Source organism: uncultured Ruminococcus sp. (genome assembly GCF_937915125.1).
Classification (GTDB): Bacteria; Bacillota; Clostridia; order Oscillospirales; family Ruminococcaceae; genus Ruminococcus_C.
In genome coordinates this window covers 1-24,765 of sequence record NZ_CALDMP010000087.1, presented here as the reverse complement: position 1 = coordinate 24,765, position 24,765 = coordinate 1, and the positions used below count along the sequence as shown (strand labels likewise).

At 48.0% G+C, this 24,765-nt stretch carries 21 protein-coding genes and 1 riboswitch; of the genes, 12 read left to right on the top strand and 9 right to left on the bottom strand.

Annotated features, from left to right (window positions below):
* The first annotated feature begins 184 nt into the window (after nt 1-184).
* The 4 genes from gatC to Q0418_RS08810 all read left to right on the top strand — a co-directional run bounded on the left by gatC (nt 185) and on the right by Q0418_RS08810 (nt 5,614).
* A complete protein-coding gene (gene gatC / locus Q0418_RS08830) occupies nt 185-463 on the top strand; it encodes an Asp-tRNA(Asn)/Glu-tRNA(Gln) amidotransferase subunit GatC (protein WP_298483768.1) in 279 nt (92 codons plus the stop codon).
* Nucleotides 464-516: 53 nt separating this feature from the next.
* On the top strand, nt 517-1,968 hold the full coding sequence (gene gatA, locus Q0418_RS08825; protein ID WP_298483767.1) for an Asp-tRNA(Asn)/Glu-tRNA(Gln) amidotransferase subunit GatA: 1,452 nt from the start codon (nt 517-519) through the stop codon (nt 1,966-1,968).
* 18 nt (nt 1,969-1,986) lie between these two features.
* Complete coding sequence (gatB, locus tag Q0418_RS11050; protein ID WP_317336633.1) at nt 1,987-4,857, top strand: Asp-tRNA(Asn)/Glu-tRNA(Gln) amidotransferase subunit GatB; 2,871 nt, start codon at nt 1,987-1,989, stop codon at nt 4,855-4,857.
* 76 nt (nt 4,858-4,933) lie between these two features.
* Entirely contained in the window at nt 4,934-5,614 is a 681-nt protein-coding gene (locus tag Q0418_RS08810; protein ID WP_298483766.1) for a GTP pyrophosphokinase family protein, read from the top strand.
* Nucleotides 5,615-5,792: 178 nt separating this feature from the next.
* Here Q0418_RS08810 and Q0418_RS08805 read toward each other — a convergent pair whose 3' ends face one another.
* The 3 genes from Q0418_RS08805 to Q0418_RS08795 are packed head-to-tail and all read right to left on the bottom strand — an operon-like array spanning nt 5,793 to nt 8,894.
* On the bottom strand, nt 5,793-7,148 hold the full coding sequence (locus Q0418_RS08805; protein ID WP_298483765.1) for a penicillin-binding transpeptidase domain-containing protein: 1,356 nt from the start codon (nt 7,146-7,148) through the stop codon (nt 5,793-5,795).
* The gene (locus Q0418_RS08800; RefSeq protein ID WP_298483764.1) at nt 7,145-8,437 is read right to left on the bottom strand and encodes an FtsW/RodA/SpoVE family cell cycle protein; all 1,293 of its coding nucleotides are present in this window, start codon (nt 8,435-8,437) and stop codon (nt 7,145-7,147) included. Before Q0418_RS08800 ends, Q0418_RS08805 begins: the two co-directional genes overlap by 4 nt.
* On the bottom strand, nt 8,430-8,894 hold the full coding sequence (locus tag Q0418_RS08795; RefSeq protein WP_298483763.1) for an FHA domain-containing protein: 465 nt from the start codon (nt 8,892-8,894) through the stop codon (nt 8,430-8,432). Before Q0418_RS08795 ends, Q0418_RS08800 begins: the two co-directional genes overlap by 8 nt.
* A gap of 281 nt (nt 8,895-9,175) precedes the next feature.
* Here Q0418_RS08795 and raiA point away from each other — a divergent pair, with 281 nt between their 5' ends.
* Nucleotides 9,176-9,700: a ribosome hibernation-promoting factor, HPF/YfiA family gene (raiA, locus tag Q0418_RS08790; RefSeq protein ID WP_295217848.1), complete on the top strand. Its 525-nt coding sequence runs from the start codon at nt 9,176-9,178 to the stop codon at nt 9,698-9,700.
* Nucleotides 9,701-9,807: 107 nt separating this feature from the next.
* On the opposite strand, the gene tgt is transcribed toward raiA, so the two are convergent.
* From tgt to queA, 3 genes are read right to left on the bottom strand one after another with little or no spacing between them, the layout of a single operon-like run.
* Nucleotides 9,808-10,938, bottom strand: coding sequence for a tRNA guanosine(34) transglycosylase Tgt (tgt, locus tag Q0418_RS08785; RefSeq protein ID WP_298483762.1), 1,131 nt, complete (start codon nt 10,936-10,938; stop codon nt 9,808-9,810).
* Between the two features lie 24 nt (nt 10,939-10,962).
* Nucleotides 10,963-11,544, bottom strand: coding sequence for a hypothetical protein (locus Q0418_RS08780; protein WP_298483761.1), 582 nt, complete (start codon nt 11,542-11,544; stop codon nt 10,963-10,965).
* Complete coding sequence (queA, locus tag Q0418_RS08775) at nt 11,545-12,585, bottom strand: tRNA preQ1(34) S-adenosylmethionine ribosyltransferase-isomerase QueA (RefSeq protein ID WP_298483760.1); 1,041 nt, start codon at nt 12,583-12,585, stop codon at nt 11,545-11,547. It abuts the gene before it with no gap.
* 60 nt (nt 12,586-12,645) lie between these two features.
* Nucleotides 12,646-12,817: riboswitch (Lysine riboswitch) on the top strand.
* 107 nt (nt 12,818-12,924) lie between these two features.
* On the opposite strand from queA, the gene asd reads away from it, so the two are divergent.
* From asd to dapB, 4 genes are read left to right on the top strand one after another with little or no spacing between them, the layout of a single operon-like run.
* Nucleotides 12,925-14,004, top strand: coding sequence for an aspartate-semialdehyde dehydrogenase (gene asd / locus Q0418_RS08770; protein WP_298483759.1), 1,080 nt, complete (start codon nt 12,925-12,927; stop codon nt 14,002-14,004).
* Nucleotides 14,004-14,486 (top strand): GNAT family N-acetyltransferase, encoded by a 483-nt coding sequence (locus Q0418_RS08765; RefSeq protein ID WP_298483758.1) that lies wholly within the window; start codon nt 14,004-14,006, stop codon nt 14,484-14,486. Before asd ends, Q0418_RS08765 begins: the two co-directional genes overlap by 1 nt.
* Before the next feature lie 36 nt (nt 14,487-14,522).
* Nucleotides 14,523-15,413, top strand: coding sequence for a 4-hydroxy-tetrahydrodipicolinate synthase (gene dapA, locus Q0418_RS08760; RefSeq protein WP_298483757.1), 891 nt, complete (start codon nt 14,523-14,525; stop codon nt 15,411-15,413).
* Nucleotides 15,414-15,447: 34 nt separating this feature from the next.
* Complete coding sequence (dapB, locus tag Q0418_RS08755) at nt 15,448-16,203, top strand: 4-hydroxy-tetrahydrodipicolinate reductase (RefSeq protein WP_298483756.1); 756 nt, start codon at nt 15,448-15,450, stop codon at nt 16,201-16,203.
* A gap of 151 nt (nt 16,204-16,354) precedes the next feature.
* On the opposite strand, the gene Q0418_RS08750 is transcribed toward dapB, so the two are convergent.
* The gene (locus Q0418_RS08750; RefSeq protein ID WP_298483755.1) at nt 16,355-17,200 is read right to left on the bottom strand and encodes a dockerin type I domain-containing protein; all 846 of its coding nucleotides are present in this window, start codon (nt 17,198-17,200) and stop codon (nt 16,355-16,357) included.
* A 236-nt stretch (nt 17,201-17,436) separates the two neighbouring features.
* Entirely contained in the window at nt 17,437-17,949 is a 513-nt protein-coding gene (locus Q0418_RS08745) for a GNAT family N-acetyltransferase (RefSeq protein WP_298483754.1), read from the bottom strand.
* A 274-nt stretch (nt 17,950-18,223) separates the two neighbouring features.
* Here Q0418_RS08745 and nrdD point away from each other — a divergent pair, with 274 nt between their 5' ends.
* A complete protein-coding gene (gene nrdD, locus Q0418_RS08740; RefSeq protein ID WP_298483753.1) occupies nt 18,224-20,383 on the top strand; it encodes an anaerobic ribonucleoside-triphosphate reductase in 2,160 nt (719 codons plus the stop codon).
* Nucleotides 20,384-20,395: 12 nt separating this feature from the next.
* Complete coding sequence (gene nrdG, locus Q0418_RS08735; RefSeq protein WP_298483752.1) at nt 20,396-20,890, top strand: anaerobic ribonucleoside-triphosphate reductase activating protein; 495 nt, start codon at nt 20,396-20,398, stop codon at nt 20,888-20,890.
* Nucleotides 20,891-20,938: 48 nt separating this feature from the next.
* On the opposite strand, the gene Q0418_RS08730 is transcribed toward nrdG, so the two are convergent.
* Nucleotides 20,939-21,820 (bottom strand): alpha/beta hydrolase, encoded by an 882-nt coding sequence (locus Q0418_RS08730; protein WP_298483751.1) that lies wholly within the window; start codon nt 21,818-21,820, stop codon nt 20,939-20,941.
* A gap of 243 nt (nt 21,821-22,063) precedes the next feature.
* Here Q0418_RS08730 and Q0418_RS08725 point away from each other — a divergent pair, with 243 nt between their 5' ends.
* Nucleotides 22,064-24,709: an ABC transporter ATP-binding protein/permease gene (locus Q0418_RS08725; protein WP_298483750.1), complete on the top strand. Its 2,646-nt coding sequence runs from the start codon at nt 22,064-22,066 to the stop codon at nt 24,707-24,709.
* Nucleotides 24,710-24,765: the final 56 nt, after the last annotated feature.

Genomic DNA, 24,765 nt, shown 5'->3' with positions numbered 1-24,765 from the left:
AAAAAATCAAGCTGTATCCAGAAATTTTTTTCGAATTCGGGAATTTTATGCTTCTGTCAAAGAAAATCCTTGCAATATCAGAAGGATTGTGATATAATAAAACAGATCGTAAGATGCCGCAGTTCTGCGAACATGATTGCATCCTGCGGCGTTTTTCAAAAACCAAAAGAAATGAGGGTTTGCATTGGATTTACAGATGATTGCCTATCTGGCAGAACTGGGAAAGCTCAGTTTCACACCGGAAGAAATGGAAAAGATGGCAGCAGAAATGACAAGCATCATTGAGATCATGGATACCGTAAAGGAAATCGATGTGGAATATGATGCGCTGGCAGATAATAAGGATATCTATCTGAACGATCTGAGAGAAGATGTCAAGGCTGACAGCTTCCCCACAGAAAAAATTCTGCAAAATGCGGTCAACGATGAGAATTGCTTCGTTGTACCGAAGGTCGTAGAATGATCTGCAAAATCGAGATAAAGGAGGTGTTCGCCGAAAACGGCGGACAAAAAACTATGGATTTTACGCAACTGACAATAGAACGCCTGCGCAAAATGCTGGACAGCAAGGAAATTTCCGCACCGGAGCTGACGCAGGGTTATCTGGATCGCATTGCGAAGTTCGATGATACGATCCAAAGCTATATCACAGTAACATCTGAACGTGCCATGGCAGATGCTGCGGCTGCGCAGAAGAAGATCGATGCTGGTGAAGCCGGAATGCTCTGCGGCATTCCCCTTGCCATCAAGGACAATATCTGTACTGACGGCATCCGGACAACCTGCGCTTCCAAAATGCTGGAGGACTTCGTGCCGCCTTACAACGCTACCGTTATGGAAAAGCTGATGGCACAGGATGCAGTCATGCTGGGAAAAACCAGTATGGACGAGTTCGCCATGGGCGGTTCGACACAGACATCCGCATTTGCAAAGACACGCAATCCGTTTAACACGGAGTGCGTACCGGGCGGTTCCTCCGGCGGTTCTGCCGCCTGCGTATCTGCTTCTCTGGCGGCAGCTGCACTGGGTTCTGACACCGGCGGCTCAATCCGTCAGCCGGCTGCATTCTGCGGCGTTACCGGTTTAAAGCCCACTTATGGCAGAGTTTCCCGTTACGGTCTGGTAGCCTTCGCTTCCTCTCTGGATCAGATCGGACCCATCGCAAAAAATGCAAAGGACTGTGCATGGCTGCTGAATGCCATTGCAGGTTATGATCCCCATGACGGTACCGTTTCCAAGCGCAGCACCGAAGATTTCACAGCAAAATTGGGAAAAGATATCAAGGGACTGAAGATTGCACTGCCTAAGGAATTTTACGCAGAAGGTATTGATGCAGAAGTACGTGACGCCGTTCTGAATGCGGCTAAGACATACGAGGCGATGGGGGCTCAGCTGGTAGAATGCAGTATGCCCAGCCTGAAATATGCCGTTGCTGCATATTATCTGATCGCATCGGCAGAGGCATCGTCCAATCTCTCCCGCTATGACGGCATTAAGTACGGTCACCGCAGCAAGATCGGCGATACCTTCCAAGAACTGATCTGCAATTCCAGAAGTGAAGGCTTCGGCGATGAAGTAAAGCGCCGGATCCTGCTGGGAAACTATGCCCTTTCCAGTGGCTACTATGATGCATATTACGGCAAGGCAATGGCATTGAAACAGCGTATCACCGCTGAATATTCCAATATCTTTGAAAGCTGCGATGTGATCCTGACACCGACTTCTCCGACTGTAGCCTATGGCGTTAATGAAAATATCTCGGATCCGGCAAAGATGTATCAGGCAGATATCTGCACTGTTACTGTCAATATCGCTTCCCTGCCGGCAATTTCCACACCCTGCGGCTACAATGCGTCCGGTATGCCCATTGGCATGTCCATCGTGGGAAAGCAGTTTGACGAATCGACAATTCTGCAGGTGGCTGATGCCTTTGAGCAGCAATTCAAACTGGCTGCACCGGTACTTTAAGGAGGTCTGTGTTTTATTATGTCATCCTATATTCCTGTAATCGGTTTGGAAATCCATGCCGAACTTCTGACAAAATCCAAGGTATTCTGCACATGCAGCGCTGAATTCGGTGGAAGCCAGAACTCCCGCTGCTGTCCGGTCTGCACCGGTATGCCGGGCACACTCCCGGTCATTAACCAGACCGCTGTAGAGTACGCTGTAAAGGCAGGCTTCGCACTGGGCTGCGATATCAATAAATTCTCCGTATTCGACCGGAAGAATTACTTCTACCCCGATCTGCCCAAGGCATATCAGATCTCTCAGCTTTACCGCCCTCTCTGTCTGGAGGGAAAGGTGGAGATCGAGACCTCTGCCGGCAAGAAAGATATCCGCATCAACCATATCCATCTGGAAGAAGATGCCGGAAAGCTTGTACACGATGATTTCAACGCTGTATCCTTGGCTGACTACAACCGCTGCGGTATTCCGCTGGTAGAAATCGTGACTGAACCGGATATTTCCTCCGCTGAGGAAGCAAAGGCATTTATTGAAAAGGTCATCCTTCTGCTGCAATATGCCGGTGTCAGTGACTGTAAAATGGAGGAAGGTTCTCTGCGCTGTGATGTTAACGTATCTATTATGCGCCCGGGCGATACCAAGCTGGGAACCCGTGCAGAGATCAAAAATATGAACTCCCTGAAATCCATCACCCGTGCCATTAACTATGAGATCAAGCGTCAGTCCAGACTGCTGGATGCAGGCAAGCAGGTAGTACAGGAAACACGCCGTTTCAATGAAAACAAGGGCGAGACATCTTCCATGAGAAGCAAGGAAAACGCCCACGACTACCGCTATTTCCCGGAGCCGGATATTCTCCAGGTGAACTTCACCGATGAGATGCTGGATTCCATCAAGGCAATGCTGCCGGAACTGCCGCACAAGCGTATGAAACGCTATACGGAACAGTATGGCTTGTCCAAGACAGATGCGCAGATCCTGATCAATCAGAAGCGTGTTTCTGATTTCTATGATGAAGCGGTTGCGGCATACAATCAGCCAAAGAGTATCGCAAACTTTATTATTGTGGAGCTGCTGCGCCGTGTAAATCTGGGCGAAGTCTCCATGGAAGCACTCCCCTTCACTGCCCAGGAATTTGCAGAACTGGTGCAGATGGCGGATACCGAAAAGGTATCCAAGAACGATGCTAAGAAGATTCTCCGCCAGATGATCGAAACAGGAAAGGATGCAAAGACCATTGCACAGCAGTCCGGTATGCTCATTGTGAACGATACGGCTAAGGCGGAAGAGATGATCGCATCCATTCTGTCTGAAAATGCAGCTGCAGTGACACAGTATCAGAACGGCGAAAAGAAGGTATTCGGATTCCTCATGGGTCAGTGTACAAAAGTACTGCGTGGCGTATGCACACCCGGCGTGATCAAGGACCTGCTGGAGAAAAAGCTGACAGAAGCTGTTCCCCAGGCAGAAGCTGAGGATTCCCAGAAGCAGGATACTGAAACAAAAGCAGCAGTTGAAAACGCTTGCACACCTTTCGCCAACGAAGCAAAGTATCAGCCGGAACGGAAAGATGGCATTCTCCAGATTGGAACAGACCATCTGCTCCATGAATTTGACTTTGCCGATGCAGCAGATCACGTGGGCAAAGAGATCACGATCCGTGCCTGCGTGCATAAAATTCGCCAGATGAGCGGTTTTGCCTTTGTTATTCTGCGTACCGGACGGTATCTGATCCAGTCGCTGTATACTCCGGAACAGTGCAAGGATTCCATGGACGGTCTGCGGGAAGGCAACTTCGTCTGGATCCGCGGCACTGTTACAAAGAACGAAAAGGCAGTGGGCGGCGTTGAAGTACAGCTGTCTGAATTACAGGTCATCGCAAATTCCAATGCGGAGTATCCGCTGAAAGTTTCCAACAAGAAGCTGGGCTGCGCACTCGATATCAACCTGGATAATCGTTCTGTTGCACTGCGCAACGTGTACGAACGTGCCATTTTCAAGATCCAGGAAGGCGTAGTGGGCGGTTTCCGGGAGTTCATGCTCAAAGAAGGATTTACTGAGATCCACAGCCCGAAGATCGTTGCACAGGGTGCCGAAGGCGGCGCAAACATCTTCCATCTGGAATATTTTGATAAGCCTGCATTCCTGAACCAGTCCCCTCAGTTCTACAAGCAGACTGCTGTGGCATTCTTCGACCGTGTCTTTGAGATCGCTCCGGTGTATCGTGCAGAAAAGCACGCCACTTCCCGTCATATTAACGAGTATATCGGTCTGGACTTCGAAATGGGTTATATCGACAGCATGTATGATGTCATGGCAATGGAAACTGCCATGCTGCGCTATGTTATGGATTATCTCCGTGCGAATTATGCCTATGAGCTGGAACTGCTGGAAGCAGATATTCCGGTCATCCATGAGATTCCCAGCGTAACCCTGCTGGAAGCAAAGGAGATCCTGGGCAACAAGGGCTCGAAGAACAAGCTGGATCTGGAGCCGGAAGATGAAGTTGCGATCTGCGAATACGCCAAGGAGACCTTTGGCAGTGATTTTATTTTCGTCACCCACTTCCCATCCTCAAAGCCGCCGTTCTATGCGATGAACTCACGAGAAGATCCTCGTCTGGCATACAAGTTTGACCTGCTGTTCCGTGGCCTGGAGATCACAAGCGGCGGTCAGCGTATCCATGATTATCAGGAACAGCTGGACAAAATGCACGCACAAGGTCTGGATCCAGAGGACTTCAAGTATTATCTGGAAGCCCACAAGTATGGTCTGCCGCCTCACGGCGGCCTGGGCATCGGTCTGGAACGACTTGTCATGAAGCTTCTGGGACTGTCCAATGTTCGCCAGGCAAGCATGTTCCCCCGTGATATCAACCGTCTGCTCCCGTAAAAAACGTATCAACCTTTTTAACGCACACAAGTGAGTCTATTTGTGTGCGTTTTCTTCTCAAGGAAAGTGACAAACTATGGATGATAAAGAATTTTACCTGGATGCGATCCGGGATGTTGTTCCGACACAAAAAGAAGACCAGATCCAGGATGTGTTCTATTCCTTCCTGGAGCTGGAACACCTCTATGATTCTGCCATCGAACTTGTCAAGGCGCAGCTGAATATTTTTGATAATGAGTTCAGTATGCGCTTTCAGCGGAATCCCATCCATAACATTGAAAGCCGCATCAAAACACCCCAGAGTATTGTGGGAAAACTCCGACGGAAAGGGATGCCTATCACGCCGGAAAGTGCCCGGAACAATCTGACCGATATTGCCGGTGTGCGTGTCATCTGCTGTTATATTGACGATATCTATGCCATTGCCGATCTGCTCACAAAACGCAGTGCCTTTCAGCTGCGCATGATCAAGGACTATATCAAAAATCCAAAGCCCAACGGCTACCGCAGCTTTCATATGATCCTGGATGTGCCGGTCTATATGTCTAACGGCAGACAGACCGCACCCGTCGAAATACAGATCCGCACCATTGCCATGGATTTCTGGGCAAGTCTGGAGCATCAGCTGCACTATAAATCCACTGGGGATCCGAAAGTTGCAGCGACTCTGACAGATGAGTTGAAAGAGTGTGCCGAAACCATTGCGGCAACTGATCGTAAAATGCAGGATATGTTCAAGCAGATCAATCTACTTTGATATATCAAAAAAGGGGCTGTTGCAGGACAGTCAAAATCCAACAGGAAAACGGTGCGATGTGGGCATCGCACCCTACAAATTACCACGAAATGTGTGACATTTTGTAGGGGTCGATGCCCACATCGACCCGTAAACCAGGATTTTGCTGTTCTTGCAACAGTCCCTTTTTATTGTATTTTTACGATTTATCCAGTGCATGCAGCATTGTGGAAACCAGTTCTGAAGTGGAAATCTCTCCGGAAACCCGATCCTCAATAACAACACAAAATGCGATGGGCAAATTGGGATCATCGTTAAATCCAACGAGAAGTGAATTTTCTGAAGCACCGTTTTTCACCTGTGCTGTACCACTTTTTACGCCTACCGGATATCCGATGGACGCATATTTTTCCTGACCATTCTGCCGCATGATCTGCTTGATCTGACTGGCAACCTCAGCAGAAAAAATTGCATTGCCATAACAGGTTTCGGCTGAATATGTTGTGCTGCCGGTAACGCCTGTTGTATGATCGATCAGATACGGATTGGTCACAGTTCCTGTACCATTGGCAATGGCACTCTCCCAAAGCATCATCTGACATGGGCTTGCCAGGGCTTCACTTTGTCCCATACAACTCCACATGGTGTCAAAATCGCTGGTATCTGTCAGCTTGGTAGACGCACTGAAAGAGGAAATACCATCAAATTCAATTTTTTTCGGTTTTTCCTCATTGACTGCAATTCCCATCCGGGAATAGGTAGTAATAATACGATCCAGAGGCATATCCTGTACCAGCTGCGCAAAAAAAGGATTGCAGCTGTTTTCAAATGCCTGAACAATATTCTGCGTCCCATGTCCGCTGAGATCGTGGCACTTGATCTGCTGATTATACTTTGTGGTATAGATTCCGCTGCAATTGTAGGATCTCGACATCAGTCCATCATAGCCAAATGTCTCCAGTGCAGCAGCAGTTGTTGCGATTTTCTGGGTGGAACCAGGTGTGGTTTCATAGAATGCTTTGCAGATCAGACTGCCTTCGGGCAGCTCTGCAATGTTTGCATAATTGTCCAGGATATTTACACTGGGCTTACTGACACAGACCAGAATCTCCCCTGTCTGATAATTATAGGCAATAGCAGTGCCGTCCTTATTCCCGAATGCGTTATAGACTGTCCGATTGGCCTCATGATCCAGGGTGGAATAAATCGCCGTCTGTCCATGTGGCGTTGCCCCGAAAATCAGACTGTAATTCTGCAAGCTTTCCAGATTCTCTGAAACCAGTGTATTGGTCATCTGCCCGCTGTCATCGCCGATGACATTACCCACGTCTACAAAATAATCTGCCTCATAGGTCTCCGTGCTGGCGTCCGGGTCAAATAATACCTGGTCGTTTCTATCATACACTTTTCCCAGTGTGACATCATCTGAGTGTGACATATAAAACGAGGATTCCCGAACGACCTTGAATACCAGAATACCCATTCCAATGAAAAACGCAACGAGGATCAGAATGGTCAGGCGCTCACCTCGCCTGATGCTTTGGATACTTTTCATGCGACAGCCGCCTTTCTCTTTACAGATCTCTTTTTCTTCTGTTCCGGTTTACGGAATACCGGTGACTGTCCCGCTTTCAGCATACCCGCAAGAAAACCGCTGGTAATCATGGAACTGCCTCCCTGCGAAATAAAGGGAATGGTAACGCCGGTAAACGGGATCAGATTGCAAGAACCAAAGATATTCAATCCCATCTGAACGATCATTACCGCAACAACGCCCAGGATCATTGTCGTGTGGAAATAGCTGCGGGGTTTGTTGATCATGGGCAGCAACAGCATACTCATGATAATGAGAATCGCCAGCAGCGCCACCAAAAAGCCCCATTCTTCACAGATGGTGGAAAAGACAATATCTGTATCTGCCGCAAAGACCTTGTACAGTGAACCACAGCCGGGGCCCTTGCCAAACAGACCGCCTTCTGCAATGGCGATGAGTGCTTTACACTGCTGATATCCGTTGCCTTCCATCTGGTTCCAGATATCCACGGAGAGACGATCCTGTACATATCCTGGTGCGAACTTCAATGCCAACAGGATCAGTACGACGCCGACTGCACTCAGACCGATAACCGTTTTTTTCGAGAACTTTGCCTTCGGATAACATAGCCGGCAAACCAGCGCACAGCCATAGGCTGCTGCAAAAGTTGGCAGAGAACCCAGGTCACGGCACCACCACTGCAAGCCCACGATAATGATAAATGCACCTGTCAGGATCATCATCTCTTTGGAAACATAGAAGAACAGGATCTTCTTTTTCTCGTGCTGTTCCCGGATGGATGTGGCACAGATCAGGACAAAGACCGGTTTCATAAATTCTGACGGTTGAATACTGATGGGTCCCAGGTTGATCCACATACTGCGGCTTCCTGTCAGGAGCAGGATACTCAGGATCAATGCACCCAGAATGACGTACAAAACGATTTTTTTCGATTGGATCCATACATGGTTCCGGGTCAGCAGAAATCCCAGCTGACAGAAAACAAGGGCGATAATACAGGTAACGTAATGCTTGAACGCAAACCCCACGCCGCCGAAACAGGATTGAAAAATAACGCTGATATTGATCAGCAGCAACAGCACAAAGTCCAAGGTATATGTCATTTGCCGGTAACACAAACGCAGTACTGCACTGTACACAATGTCCAATCCGATGACCGCCGCTGCCAGAGGCAGGATGTCCTGGGGCGTATCATATTTTCCCCGCAGCAGAATCGCCAGAAGCATGATCACATGCGTCAGCAACACCATTGCGGTACATTTTGCATAAGATATTCCGTTTTTATACATGCTGCTGTTTCCCCCTTCGCTGTCGGATAATAACAGTTTTGTTGCCGAAACGGATCTCGTCCATGTCTTTCAGCTTCACCTGTGAGCGGATTTTTCTCCCATTGACAAATGTACCGGATTTGGAATCCAGATCCATCACGCTCCAGATACCATTGGATACGTAGAGCACCGCATGATATCGTGAAACGCTCATATCAGAAAACCGAATATCGGCAGCACCGTGCCGTCCTACCAGAATTTCGTCTGCCTCCAGAGGGATAACAACTCTTCTTGCAGTATCATACAGTGCCATATGGGCACTCACTTTGTTCCAGCGAAGCTGTTCGACCTCTTTTTCTTCCCTTGCCTTTCCGAACATGGTGAGAATACTGAGTGCGATAAACACAACGACTACGGCGCTGATCAGAATCGAATATGCAGGAATTTCCTGCAAAGAAGCCATGATTTTTTCAAACATAGCAAATACACCTCCCCGGTGAGAATACGTCCATATGTATCATAATCGATTTTTGTGAAATATGCAAGATGCTTTTCTGCATTTTGTAGAAATCGCCAAAAAATACATGTGGAGCCAAGACAATATCACTAAAATGCAGTTTATTTTTTGTTGGAATTATACAAAAAATCAGAATGTGCTTGCCAAAAAAATAGAAGTATGTTATAATAGGAGAAACGAACAGCTTTTCTATCCGGCAATGCAATTGTCTCATGGGAAACGCTGTAGAAGGAGGAATTATCATGAAAATCACAATTACAGCAAAGAAAATGCAGATCCCACAGAATTTCACAGAATATGCGGAAAACCGTCTGAATTCCAAACTTGACAAGTTTTTCGGTGAAGAGGCAGAAGCTAAGATCACCATGGCAAATCACAAGAACCTGATGGTGATCGAACTGACTGTTACTTATAACAACATGATTTATCGTGCAGAGCAATCTGCTGTTGATAAGGAAGACGCACTGGATGCTTCCGTAGATAAGATCATTCGCCAGATCCGCAAGAACAAGACACGTGTGGAAAAGAAGCTGAAAGAAGCTGCTTTTGTGGACATGCTGGAAGAGCCCGTCGCCGAAGCAGAACACGAAGTCGTTCGTCACAAGAAGTTTGTGATGCACGCCATGGATCTGGATGAAGCAATTCTCCAGATGGATCTGTTGGGGCATGCGTTCTTCATGTTCACCAATGCCAATACCGGCGAGGTAAACGTGGTTTACAAGCGTTCTGATGGCAAGTACGCTGTCCTGGAGCCGATCTACGAATAATTTCACGTCATATTTTCACTTGTTCATAAGATATATTGCGGATGCTGTTTTTGCGGCATCCGCTTTTTGCTGTATATTACCTCAATGTTTCACCCATCTGGTTGAAATCAGATTCGCTGCGCCAGCCGTTCGCTGTAGTCCTTGCGGAACTGCGTAAATTCCCCGGCATCCAGTGCATCACGAATTTTTTCCATGAGCGTATTATAGAAGTAAAGGTTATGTGCCACTGCAAGGCGTCCCCCAAGCTGTTCATTTGCTTTGAACAGATGGCGCACATAGGCACGGGAATGGTTCCGGCAAACGGGACAATCACACTTCGGGTCAAGGGGCTGAGAGTCCGTCTCATAAGCTGCATTGGTAATATGCAGAATGCCATCCCATGTGAAAATCGTACCGTGACGTGCATTGCGGCTGGGCATAACGCAATCGAACATGTCGATACCACGATACACACCCTCAATGAGATTGGACGGTGTGCCCACGCCCAAGAGATAACGTGGCTTGTGCACCGGCATATGCGGTTCGACCTGCTCAATGATATGGTACATGACCTCCGTAGGCTCTCCCACCGCAAGACCGCCAATAGCGTAGCCGTCCAGATCCAACTGCGCAATTTCCTGCATATGGGAGACACGGATCTCGTCAAAGGTACCGCCCTGATTGATGCCGAACAGCATCTGCTTAGGATTGATGGTACCCTCCATTGCATTCAGGCGTTTCATCTCGTTCTGACAGCGTATCAGCCAGCGTGTAGTCCGTGCGCAGGAGTTTTTCACATAGTCCAATGGTGCCGGATTTTCCACGCACTCATCAAATGCCATGGCAATGGTAGAGCCAAGGTTGGACTGAATCTGCATACTCTCTTCCGGACCCATGAAGATACGTCTGCCGTCAATGTGGGACTGGAAATAAACGCCTTCCTCCTTGATACGCCGCAGCTTTGCCAGGGAGAACACCTGAAAGCCGCCACTGTCTGTCAGAATAGGTCTGTGCCAGTTCATGAACTTGTGCAAGCCGCCCATTTGACGTATGATCTTATCGCTCGGACGCAGATGCAGGTGATAGGTATTGCAAAGCTCTACCTGGCACTTCAAGTCTACCAGGTCAATGGAAGATATACCGCCTTTAATTGCCGCCGAAGTACCAACGTTCATAAAGAACGGCGTCTGAATGGTGCCGTGTACGGTTTCAAAGATGCCTCTTCGGGCATGTCCTTCGGTTTTTAAGAGTGTAAACATTCGTGTAAATTCCTTTCTGTTTTATCATTGTGTCATAATCGGAGGAGTTTGCAGCAATGCACAAATTTCCTTGGCGTATATTGCTGTGTAATCATCTTTTTCAGACAGATAAGATGCATACAACGCTTTGTCTTGTAGCATTTTTTCCCGCAGAGAGAAAGCCCACTCTGCTCCTTCTTGAATTTTTGAAGTACAAATGGCAAATCCATAGAATAAATCAAGGAGATCTTCAATCAGCATAGCACTATCTGTTGTTCTTAGACAGTATACCAGAATGTCATATGCCGGAAGCGATGCATCTGCAACCATAATATGCTGATGGCAGAGTGAAGCATCCAGGTTTAATGCCGCTTCCCTTGCCTCTTTTTCCTGCTCTGAGAAAAGCATTTTCAGCCACTTCGCAGTATCTGCCAGATTTCTGCAATCCTCGTCAAGATATCTGTGACGGCGCATTGTAATGGACATTGGAAGAATTTTTTCCCACCGTTTTCTCGGGCGGGTTTCGATCCCAGAAGCGTTCCCGTATGCAGTATCATAGCGTGACCAGTCAATCGCATCAATCTGTGCAATGATTTGCTGTAACTCTTCTGGAGTACGTGCTTTCATTTATTTTTCCTCCGGCAGAATACACATAGCATCCCCGAAGCTGAAGAACCGATACCGTTCCTTTACAGCTACCTCATAGGCATGCATGGTGTTCTCATATCCCAAAAAGGCAGAGATCAGCATGATCAGCGTACTTTCCGGCAAGTGAAAATTGGTTACCAGTCCGTCCAGTACCTTGAACTCGTAGCCCGGGTAAATGAAAATATCTGTATAACCATCATCCGCCACCAGTTCCCCATTATGCGCCGTTGCAACGGCTTCCAGCGTCCGGCAGGAGGTTGTGCCTACTGCAATAACACGCCCGCCGTTCCGCTTCGTCTCCCGGATCATATCCACTGTTTCCTGCGAAAGATGATAGTGCTCACTGTGCATTTTGTGCTGCAATACGTCATCCTCTTTCACCGGACGGAATGTTCCCAGTCCCACATGCAGCGTCACATAGGCTTCTCTGACGCCCTTATCTTTCAGCTTCTGGAGCATTTCCTTGGTGAAGTGCAGCCCGGCAGTGGGTGCCGCAGCGGAACCCAGTTCCCTGGAATAGACAGTCTGATAGCGTTCCTTGTCTTTCAGCTTCTCGTGAATATACGGCGGCAAGGGCATCTGTCCCACTTCTTCCAGTGCAGTGTAGAAATTCCCCTCACAGGTAAACTGCACGATCCGGTTGCCGTCTGGCTTCACTTCCACGACCTCACCAATGAGCCGTCCGCCGCCGAAGGAAAATTTCACGCCGACTTTTGCCTTTTTTCCTGGACGACAAATGATCTCCCACAGCTTGTCTCCTTTCTGCTCCAGCAGCAGGAATTCAATAAACGTACCGTTATCCACCTTTTCGCCGTACAGACGTGCCGGCAGGACACGGGAATCATTCATGACCAGCAGGTCTCCCTCTTGTAAAATATCACAGAGATCGTAGAAGTGCTTGTGCTGTATCTCCCCTGTATTTCGGTCGATCTGCATCATCCGGGAGTGGTCTCTCGGCTCGATGGGTGTCTGGGCAATGAGTTCTTCCGGCAAATCGTAATAAAAATCTGATTTTTTCATAGGCTTCTCCTGTTTTTCGCAAAAATAATATTGACAAATTCCCACAGAAATGATATGATAGGAATAGGTAGAGGCGCACTCACGATCAGTATGCTCTGACAGGATACCATTCCGCTATGATCGAAGCAGAAAAGCGTGCGTGCCGAAGAGGCTGTACCGGTGACACAGCTTCTGGGCATATTTCCGAACAGGAATATGACTGTCATCGTTATGATGGAGTGCTATCAGCGTCATGCTTTTTGCATCACGCAAATGATTCTATTCTATTATATCGCATGAGCCGCCGGTTTTCAACCGGTTTTTTCATATTTTTAAGATTTTTTTGGAGGAATGACGAAAATGAAACAGTATCAGGTTGGCATTATCGGAGCAACTGGTATGGTTGGTCAGCGATTTGCAACGCTTCTGGAGAACCATCCCTGGTTCCATGTCGCAGCTCTGGCGGCTTCTCCCCGTTCAGCCGGAAAGACCTATGAGGAAGCAGTCGGCAGCCGCTGGGCAATGCAGACGCCTATGCCCGCAGCAATGAAGGATATGATCCTGTTCGATGCAACAGCAGATGTGGAAAAGATCGCCGGCATGGTGGACTTTGTATTCTGCGCTGTTGACATGAAAAAGGATGAGATCCGTGCCCTGGAAGAAACTTATGCAAAGGCAGAATGCCCGGTGGTTTCCAATAACTCTGCACATCGGTTTACACCAGATGTTCCCATGGTCGTACCGGAAGTTAACCCGGAACACATTGAGATCATCGAGAGCCAGCGCAAGCGTCTGGGTACAAAGCGCGGCTTTATCGCAGTCAAATCCAACTGCTCCATTCAGAGCTATGTACCGGCACTGTCTCCCCTGCGCAAGTATGGCATCAAGAATATCCTTGCCTGCACCTATCAGGCAATCTCCGGTGCCGGAAAGACCTTTGAACGCTGGCCGGAAATTCTGGATAATATCGTTCCCTACATCGGCGGCGAAGAAGAAAAGTCGGAGAAGGAACCGCTGAAGGTATGGGGCCAGATCGAGGACGGCAAAATCGTCAGCGCTGACAGTCCCCTGATCACTACCCAGTGCCTGCGTGTACCGGTTTCGGATGGTCACACTGCTGCTGTCTTTGTTTCCTTTACGCAGAAGCCGTCTAAGGATGAGATCCTGAAGATCTGGGAGGACTTCAAGGGCGTTCCCCAGGAACTGGAGCTGCCTTCCGCACCGAAGCAGTTCATCCACTATTTCCAGGAGGACGATCGTCCCCAAGCAAAGCTGGATCGCAATATCGAAGGCGGTATGGCCGTTTCCGTAGGTCGTCTCCGGGAAGACACCATGTTTGACTATAAGTTCGTGTGCCTGTCTCACAACACCCTGCGTGGTGCAGCCGGCGGCGGTGTTCTGCTGGCAGAACTGCTGGCAGCAAAGGGCTATTTTGACTAATGTCCGGGACACTGTCTATCCGCAGCGCATCCCCTGAGGATGCCAAAGTGATCTGCGGATTCCTGCAAAAACTGCTGCAAATGGAGGAAGAAATGGATCCCCATTTCAGCGGCACTGCTACTGATCCGGACACCATGCGTGAAATGCTGGAAGAACGCTCCGTCTGTGCACTCCTGGCATATCAGGGAGAAACTCCGGTGGGTGTGGCAGTTTATCATACCTATCGGCTGGCAGGTGCCATGGGAAGATATGTCATTTATCTGGAAGAATTATTCTGCGAAGATTCCTGTCGGGGCATCGGCGTGGGATATGCACTGATGCAGAAACTTTGTGAGATCGCAAAGGAATTGAACTGCGTGAAGATCGAGTGGAAATGCCTGACGGAAAATCATTCTGCCATCCGTTTCTATGAAAAACTTGGCGCAGAAATTGACCCTGTTCTTGTCACTTTTACGTGGAAAAAACCGAATTTTCTCAAATAAGCATATAACAAAAATTGCCATCAGGAGGTAATTGTTATGAAAAATACCATTTTTGAAGGTGCTGGCGTTGCCATTATCACCCCCATGCTGGAAGACGGCTCTGTGGATTTCGATGGACTGGGAAAGAACATTGATTTCCAGATTGAAAATGGAACGGACGCCATTATTATCTGCGGCACCACCGGCGAATCGTCTACACTGGATGACGAAGAGCACCGTGCCTGCATCCGCTTTGCTGTAGAGCATACACACAACCGTGTACCAGTCATTGCCGGAACTGGCAGCAATGACACCAAGTATGCCATTGCCCTGTCTCAGGAGGCACAGGAACTGGGCGCAGATGGTCTACTGGTTGTCACACCTTATTATAATAAGGCAACACAGCGTGGTCTTGTGGCACACTATAATGCCATTGCAGACAGCGTCAATATTCCCATTATCCTGTACAATATCCCCAGCCGTACTGGTGTCGGCTTTGAGGTTGGTACCATTGCGACACTGGCTGAACACAAGAATATCGTGGCTGTCAAGGAAGCAAGCGGCAATATCGGCTATACTGCAAAGCTGGCTGCAAAGTGTGGCGACAAGGTGGATATCTACAGCGGTAACGATGATATGATCGTACCTATCATGTCCCTGGGCGGCAAGGGCGTTATTTCCGTTCTTTCCAACGTGCTCCCGAAGGAAACACACGACATGACACAGTACTGCCTGAACAACAACTTTGCTGCAGCAACAGAGCTTCAGCTGAAGTATCTGCGCCTGATCAATGATCTGTTTATGGAAGTAAATCCGATCCCGGTAAAGGACGCTATGAATCAGATGGGTATGCCGGCTGGTCCGTGCAGAATGCCTTTGTGCGATATGACTGACGAGCACAAGGCTGCCATGCGCGAAACACTTCTGGCGTATGGACTGATCTCCTGAATCCATGGCAGGAAGTATAGAAAAGAGGCAGAATATGACGAAAATAGTAATATGCGGTGCCAATGGTAAAATGGGACACACAGTCGCTTCCTGCATCGCAGGACGGAACGATTGCACCGTTATCGGCGGCATAGATTCTTATACCGCACAGTATGCAGACTTCCCCATTGTGGAAAAACCAACTGCACTTGCAGAAGTACCGGATGTCATCATAGACTTTTCCAATCCATCTTCCCTGGATACACTGCTGGAATATGCACTGGTGAACAACGTTGCACTGGTTCTTGCAACGACAGGTTACAGCGATGAACAAATCAGCAAGATCCAGACCACCGCGCAGCAGATCCCGGTATTCTTCACCTTTAATATGTCCCTGGGTATCAACCTGCTGGTGGAACTGGCAAAGAAAGCCGCTTCCATCTTGGGCGGACAGTTCGACATTGAGATCGTGGAGAAGCACCACAATCAGAAAATTGACGCGCCCAGCGGTACTGCTATTATGATTGCAAACGCTATCAACGAGACACTGGACAACGAGTACCACTATGTCTACGACCGCCATGCAAGACGCATGAAGCGTGACGGCAAGGAGATCGGAATGCACTCCATTCGTGGCGGTACGATCGTCGGCGAGCATGATGTGATCTTTGCCGGCAAGGACGAAGTGATCACCCTGTCCCACAGTGCTGCTTCCAAGACTGTCTTTGCAGTAGGTGCAGTGAACGCTGCCGTATATCTCTGCGGTAAGCCTGCCGGGCTGTATGATATGAAACAGCTGGTTCAGGAATAAAAGAATATCATATATAATATGAAGATAACCACTGTACAAAGAATGCAGCCTTTGTACAGTGGTTTTTTCTTTGGAATGAAAAACGAGACAGCTGCCGTCCGGCAATTGTCTCGTTTTATGTTTTTTTATTAGGTATCAATCAGCAAAAAACTTATGCCTGTGTTACCGGGAACGGTGTCGGCTCGCTGCCGACAGACTGCTGTGCATAGTATACCAGGATCAGGTATGCATCGTCAGCGTTGATATTGCCATCACCGCTTACATCAGCATTCTTCTTCTGGGTGTCATCAAAGGAAGAAGCGCCTCCAACAGATGCGGTTGCATATTCTTTCAGAACCAGATATGCATCATCCGGATCAACCTTTCCGTTTCCATCTACATCACCATAAGTTGCTTCCGGCTTCTCAGCTCTAACCAGACCAGAAACAGTAAAGTTTACAACCAGCTTGTCTCCGCTGTTCAGTCCGCCTTCCGGTTCATTGGTGATATCCTTTATATTGTTACCCCATGTATTATAGAGGTTCATACGAAGGCTGACGCCATCATTTTCCTTGGAAAATGCACCATCAGAAGGACCAGTATATGCAATTTCAGTGGTAGTACCATCAACACGCTCAATGATAACGGAATTGATCTCGATCTTTGCAGTACCGTCCGTCCACGGATCCTTTCCCTCTTCTACAAATGCATACGCATTGATATTAGTGGATAAGATCAGGCATTCAATACTGCTGGAGCCGCCTTCCATGGTAACATCAACAGAGTATTCGCCATCTCCTGTAATGCTTGCCTCATTACCGGAAATATTATTCTTCTCTGCCACAAGATCAGGATCGTCAGAAGCAGAAACCCACTTCATATCGCCGCCAGCCTGGAGGCACAGCCATGCAGTATAAGGTGCTTCATCTGTGGCATCCAGTGCAGAAGCAGACAAAGGCATCGAGCTTACAGTAATCGCAGCAGCCAGAACAGCTGCAATCTTTTTCAAATTCTTCATAATCGGATCAAACTCCTTTTTTATAGATATATGCATATTATAGCACATTCCCCGAAAAAAGTCAACAGGTGATTTTATATTTTGCGAAATATGCTTTAAAATAACTTTTTTCAGGCTTGTTCTCTTTCGCTTTTTCACACTTACTTGATTTTGCAAAGAAAAACAGAAGAAAAATAGGAACAATTCTTTTTTGAGAAAAATGCTTGCCTTTTGGAAAAGTTTCTGGTATAATCCCTTTAGTCCGGCATATCCTGCTGCACCGGAACGGAGAAAACATAGTCATCCATGACAAAGCCGGAACCGATGTCTGTCACCTGCGAATGAATGACATTCATACCGAAGTGTTTATAAACTGCGATTGCCTGGTCGTTATACTTGTTGACTGTGAGCCAGATGAAAGATGCGCCGCATGTTCTGGCAATACGCTGCACTTCCTGAAATAACACAGATGCCAAACCTTTTCCCCGATATGCTTGTTTTAGATACAGTTTGGAAAGAAACAGACTGCCGTCCGGCTGCGGACATACGCCAAAATAACCTGCCGGCTGATTCTGGTACAGGAAAATACAATACTGATAGCCTTCTGCGATCTGTTTTGTTAAAGCTTCCTCTGACTGGAATTTTCCCACCATATAGTCGATTTGGGCTTCTGTCAGCAGACAGGGGAAATATTCGTGCCAGATCTCATTTGCCAAAGCAGCGAGTTTCTGAATCGCATCAGGTGACTGCACAGAAACAAATGCATACATAAAATCATTTCCTTTCAAATCATAGAAGTCTCTCCGGACATGTCATTTGAAAAACGCAATATTTTGATCCATCATCTTTCAATATACAAGATATTGTGTTTGGAAGAGAATGAAAGCACAATTTGTTGTGTTTAAAAACACGAACATGGAAAATTCGCTTGACATCAGCACGGAGAAGGAGTATAATAATACCTACAGTCATCATAACACACATCAAGAAAAAATGCAAGCTGATCCTGTTGATGCAGCCTGTTCATGTTAGGAGGAGAAAGCTGTGAAAATTATCAAGCGAAGCGGAAAAGAAGACGTCTTTGACCGCGTTAAGATCGAAGCTGCTATCAGTAAGGCGAATATTACGGTGATCGAATCGGAACGCCTTACGGACGAAGCAATTCGTGAAATTGCAGAAGAAATCGAACTGCGATGCGACTCTATGAATCGTGCTGTGGATGTAGAAACCATCCAGGACTGGGTGGAACTGGAGATCATGAAGCACGGTGCATATACAGTTGCAAAAAACTACATTACATACCGCTATGAACGGGGTCTGCTGCGCCAGTCCAATACCACAGATAAAAAAATTCTCAGTCTGCTGAACTTTGAAAACGAAGAAGTCAAGCAGGAGAATTCCAACAAAAACCCTGTGGTAAACAGTGTACAGCGTGATTATATGGCGGGCGAAGTCAGCAAGGACATTACGACCCGCTTTCTGCTGCCCCATGATATCACTGATGCACACAAGGAAGGGCTCATCCATTTCCACGACGCTGACTATTTCGCACAGCATATGCACAACTGTTGTCTTGTGAACCTGGAGGATATGCTCCAGAACGGCACTGTTATCAGCGAAACCATGATCGAGAAGCCCCACAGCTTTTCCACTGCCTGCAATATTTCCACACAGATCATTGCCCAGATCGCAAGTTCTCAGTACGGTGGTCAGAGCATTACGCTGTCCCACCTTGCACCCTTTGTCCAGGTCAGCCGCGAAAAATTCCGCCGGGATGTCCGCCGGGAATATGAGCGTCTCGGTAAGGAGGTGGATGAAGAAACCATTCACCGTATTGCAGAAATGCGTGTACGCAACGAGATTATTCAGGGCGTACAGATGATCCAGTATCAGGTCATCACCCTTATGACCACCAACGGACAAGCTCCTTTTGTCACTGTCTTTATGTATCTGGATGAAGTACCAGAGGGACAGACACGGGACGATCTGGCGATCATCATTGAGGAAATGCTGCGTCAGCGTATCCAGGGTGTAAAAAATGAGAAGGGCGTATATATCACACCCGCATTTCCGAAACTGATCTATGTACTGGAAGAAGACAATATCCGGGAAGATTCCAAGTACTTCTATCTGACAGAGCTTGCAGCACAGTGTACTGCAAAGCGTATGGTTCCCGACTATATTTCCGAAAAAATCATGAAGTCTCTCAAAGAAGGCAACTGCTACACCTGCATGGGCTGCCGTTCTTTCCTGACTGTATACAAAGACGAAAACGACAAGTACAAGTTCTACGGCAGATTCAATCAGGGCGTTGTGACCCTGAATCTGGTGGATATTGCTTGTTCTTCCGGCGGCGATGAAAAACGCTTCTGGGAAATCTTCGACGAACGGCTGGCGCTGTGCTATCGTGCACTGATGTGCCGTCACAATCGTCTGAAAGGTACGCCCTCTGATGTAGCGCCGATTCTCTGGCAGTACGGCGCACTGGCTCGTCTCAAGAAGGGCGAAAACATTGATAAGCTCCTCTACGGCGGCTATTCTACCCTTTCTTTGGGATATGCCGGTCTGTGCGAGTGCACACGCTATATGACCGGAAAATCTCACACAGACCCGGCAGCAACACCGTTCGCATTGCGTGTGATGCAGCATCTGAACGATACCTGCAAGCGCTGGGCTGAGGAGACCAATATTGCATTCAGCCTCTACGGTACACCTCTGGAGTCCACAACGTATAAGTTCGCACGCTGCCTCCAGGAACGTTTCGGCGTCATCGAGGGTGTGACAGACAAGAACTACATCACCAACAGCTATCATGTTCATGTGTCAGAACCCATGAACGCCTTTGAAAAACTCTCCTTTGAAGCACAGTTCCAGGAATTGTCTCCTGGCGGTGCTATCAGCTATGTGGAAGTACCCAACATGCAGGATAATATTCCGGCTGTCATTGCAGTGATGCAGCATATCTACGACAACATCATGTATGCAGAACTGAACACGAAGAGTGACTATTGCCAGGTCTGCGGCTATGACGGTGAGATCCAGATCGTGGAGGATGACGGCAAGCTGGTCTGGGAATGCCCCAACTGCGGCAACCGGGATCAGGATAAGCTGAATGTGGCACGCCGTACCTGCGGTTATATCGGCACCCAGTTCTGGAACCAGGGCCGCACCCAGGAGATCCGGGATCGTGTTATGCACCTGTAAGAGGTAATCAAAATGTATTATGGTTCAATCAAGTCCTGCGATATTGCCAATGGGACTGGCGTCCGGGTATCCTTATTTGTGTCAGGCTGTCGGCACTGCTGCAAGAATTGTTTCAACCCGGAAACATGGGCGTTTGACTACGGTACGCCGTATACAGACGAGACCACTACGCAAATCCTAAAGCTTCTGGAACCGTCTTATATCCATGGGCTGACACTGATCGGCGGCGAACCCATGGAACCGGAAAACCAACTGGTTCTGCTGAGTCTGGTTCAGGCTGTCCGGCAGCAGTTCGGGAATACCAAGGATATCTGGTGTTATACTGGATGCATACTGGAACGGGATCTCCTTGCCGAAAGCCCTTATCGCAGCAATGTGACAGATGCGCTCTTGCAAGAAATTGATGTTCTGGTGGACGGTCCCTTTTTGGAAGAACAGAAATCTCTGACACTTCCCTTTCGCGGTTCGGAAAATCAGCGGCTTTTGAAGCTGCGTGAGATATTATAATCTATGAGAAAAGCGGAACAGTTCCCCATGAACTGTCCCGCTTTTTGCTTATGATTTGGATTGTTCCGCAATTTTTTGGAAAAACGCACCTTCTTCCTGGTTGCAACGCATTCCGTTTTTGCTGTAGAGGTTCAAATGGAATACATGGCTGTCCTCCGGTACGCCTTCGCCGTATTCTGCAAAGACAAAGGGAACGCCACACGCCTCCAGTCTTGCTTTCATGGGCAATGTACATGGGTAAAGCTCGTCATTGACGCTTGCCATCAGATAAGTGGGTGGGAACGCACTATTCATATAGGACAACACCTGTTCAAACAGTTCCAGCTGCTTTCCGGTTGTCTCCTGCACATAGAGATTCCGATGACCGTCCTCTGTCATTGCCATATCATAGAGACCACAGTTCAGCGCCACGGCATCCGGCAGCTGATCATAAGTCGCAAAGTCCAGCTGGCAACGATATGCCGGCTCTGCCGCCAGTATACAATACTGGCTGACAAGCTGTGCTCCGGCAGAATCCCCCACCATAAACCACGGCGCATCCGGCGTTGTATAGTCTTTGCGATGTGCCAGCGTCCAGCGAACCACATGGCAAACATCCTCAATGGCAGCTGGATAGGGTTCTTCCGGCATCAGGCGATAGTTGCAGTTCACCACCACAAAGCCCATCTTTGCCAGATGCATACAATAGAACCGATACAGTTCCTTATCTCCGTAAAACCAGCCTCCGCCGTGAATGCTGATGATCACCGGCAGCCCGGTCGGTGCATTTTTTGGACGATAAACGTCCAGCAAATGGGCTGTTGTACCGTCAGAACAATATGCAATATCTCGGAACGCCTCTATCTCCTCCGGCTCTGTCAAATCATGATCCCGCTTTGCATCACCTGCTGCCCAGGCGATACGCTCCTGCTGTATTTCTTCCAGTGTCACAAGTTATCCCTCCAGTTTTTCTTTTCGTATTGCTGCACAAAATGATTTGTACCGCGTTATACTTATCATATCATATTTTTTGCCATTTGGCAATAGTCCCACAAAAATCAAACTGGCAAAACTCGTTTTGTGTGAAACAGATGAAATTTTCCAACACCCTTGACAAACACAGAAAAATAGTTTACTATATAACTAGTACGCTTATGCAAATATGATCTGTTATCTCAGAAAGGAGCGATTTGTTTGCTACAAATCAAGAATATTGTCAAACAGTACAAAACTGGTGATCTGGTACAAACTGCGCTGGATCACGTCAGTCTGAATTTCCGGGACAATGAATTTGTTGCGATTCTGGGTCCCAGCGGTTCCGGTAAGACTACGATGTTGAATATCATCGTCGGACTTGATCGGTACGACAGCGGCGATCTCATCATCGGCGGCATTTCTACACAAAAATACAAAGACAGAGACTGGGATTCCTACCGGAACCACACTATCGGTTTTGTATTCCAAAGCTATAACCTGATCCCCCACCAGACAGTACTTGCAAACGTAGAACTGGCGCTGACCATTTCCGGTATTTCCCGGAGTGAACGGCGCGCCCGTGCCAAGGAAGCTCTGGAGCAGGTCGGCTTAGGTGATCAGTTACACAAAAAGCCGAATCAGATGTCCGGCGGACAGATGCAGCGTGTTGCCATTGCACGTGCGCTGGTCAATAACCCGGATATTCTGCTGGCAGATGAGCCAACTGGTGCCCTGGATACGGAAACCAGTGTTCAGGTCATGGATCTGCTGAAAAAGGTCGCCAAAGACCGGCTTGTCATTATGGTAACCCATAACCCGGAGCTGGCAGAGGCATACGCCACACGTATCGTGAAGCTGCGTGACGGCAAGATTCTGGATGATTCTGATCCCTTTGCAATACCGGAGACCAAAGAAGCACCAGTGCATAAGAATATGGGAAAATCCTCCATGTCATTCCTGACGGCGCTGTCTCTGAGCTTTAACAATCTGCGCACCAAGAAAGCCAGAACCATCCTAACCTCCTTTGCCGGCAGTATCGGTATCATCGGCATTGCCATGGTATTGTCCCTGTCCAACGGTATCAGCCAGTACATTGAGACGGTACAGAAAGACACACTGTCTACTTACCCGCTGACCATCGAAAAGGAAAGCATGGATATGACTTCTATGATGACAGATATGATGTCGCAGAATGTAAGCGAAGAAAGTGGACATGAAAAGGACAAGGTCTACTCCAACAACATTGCAGGCAGTATGCTCTCCACCATGAGCCAGGAATCCAAGGCAAATGATCTGGGCACTTTCAAGAGCTATCTGGAAGGCGATGAGAGCGATATTGACAGTTATATTTCAGATATCCAGTACAGCTATGATCTGGATCTGCAATTGTACAGTACAGACACTTCTGACGGCGTAGTACAGGTCAATCCCAGTACGCTGAACAGTACCACAAGCGGCAGTGTTGCCGGTTCGGAAATGCCTACCTCTGCCAGCGAAATGACAGCATACATGTCTTTCGGAAACGTATTCTCGGAGATGCTGGATAACCGTGAGCTGGTGGAATCCCAGTATGACATTCTTGCAGGAAGAATGCCCGATGCAGACGATTACAACGAACTGATTCTCGTAGTAGACGAACACAATGAGATCAGTGACGTTGCACTGTACACCCTGGGGCTGATGGATCAGGATGAATTCCGTGACATGATGCAAAAGGTCATGCAAGGTGAGACGGTGGAAGAGACGGAAAATGTTTCTTTCACCTATGACGATTTGCTGAACACTTCCTTCAAGCTGGTGCTGAATACAGATTATTATCAATATAACGAGACCTCCGGCGTATGGGAGGACAAGCGTGACGATGATACCTATATGAAGCAGCTGGTGGAAGATGCACCAGAGCTGAAAATTGTTGGCATTATCCGTCCCGACGAAGAAGCAACTGCCACTTCCATCAACGGCTCCATCGCTTACAATTCCGCTCTGACGGATTATGTTGTCAACCACATCAATGACAGTGAAATTGCAAAGGCACAGGTTGCTGACCCGGACACCAATGTCCTGACCGGTACGCCTTTCAACATTGACGAATACGTCAACAGCCTGACTATGGAAGATTTACAGGCAGATGTGGCACAGATGAGCCAGGAGGAACAGGCACAATTCCAGCAGATGGCAGCTGTCATGAGCGAAGAGGAACTGCTGGAGTCCTACCGGAAATCCATCCGTGAAAACTCCACGGACACCTATGACGGTGTTCTTGCACAGCTGGGCGTGGTAGATCTGGAGCAGCCCTCTGCCATCAGCATTTATCCCAAAGACTTTGACGCAAAGGATTCCATCGTCTCCATTATTGACGACTACAACGATGCGCGGATCGACGATGGACACGAGGAAATGACCATTACCTACACAGACTATGTAGGACTTATGATGACCTCAGTTACCACTATCGTTAACATGATCAGCTATGTTCTCATCGCATTTGTTTCCATTTCTCTGGTAGTTTCCTCCATTATGATCGGCATTATTACGTACATCTCTGTTCTGGAACGTACCAAGGAAATCGGTATCCTGCGTGGTATCGGTGCTTCCAAGCGGAATATTTCCAGCATCTTCAATGCTGAGACACTGATCATCGGTACCTGTGCCGGTCTGATCGGTATCGGTGTAACACTGGTTCTGCTGGTTCCGGCAAATGCCATTATCGGTGCACTGACGGATATCTCCAATCTGGCGCAGCTGCCGTGGAAGGGTGCTGTGATCCTGGTACTCATCAGCATGTTCCTGACAGTGATCGCCGGTCTGATTCCGTCGAAAAAAGCGGCGAAGAAAGATCCGGTAACCGCACTGCGGACTGAATAATTTTTTAAGGCAATACCGCACAAAGATTGTGCGTCAGATGCGCCGTCAGATTTTTC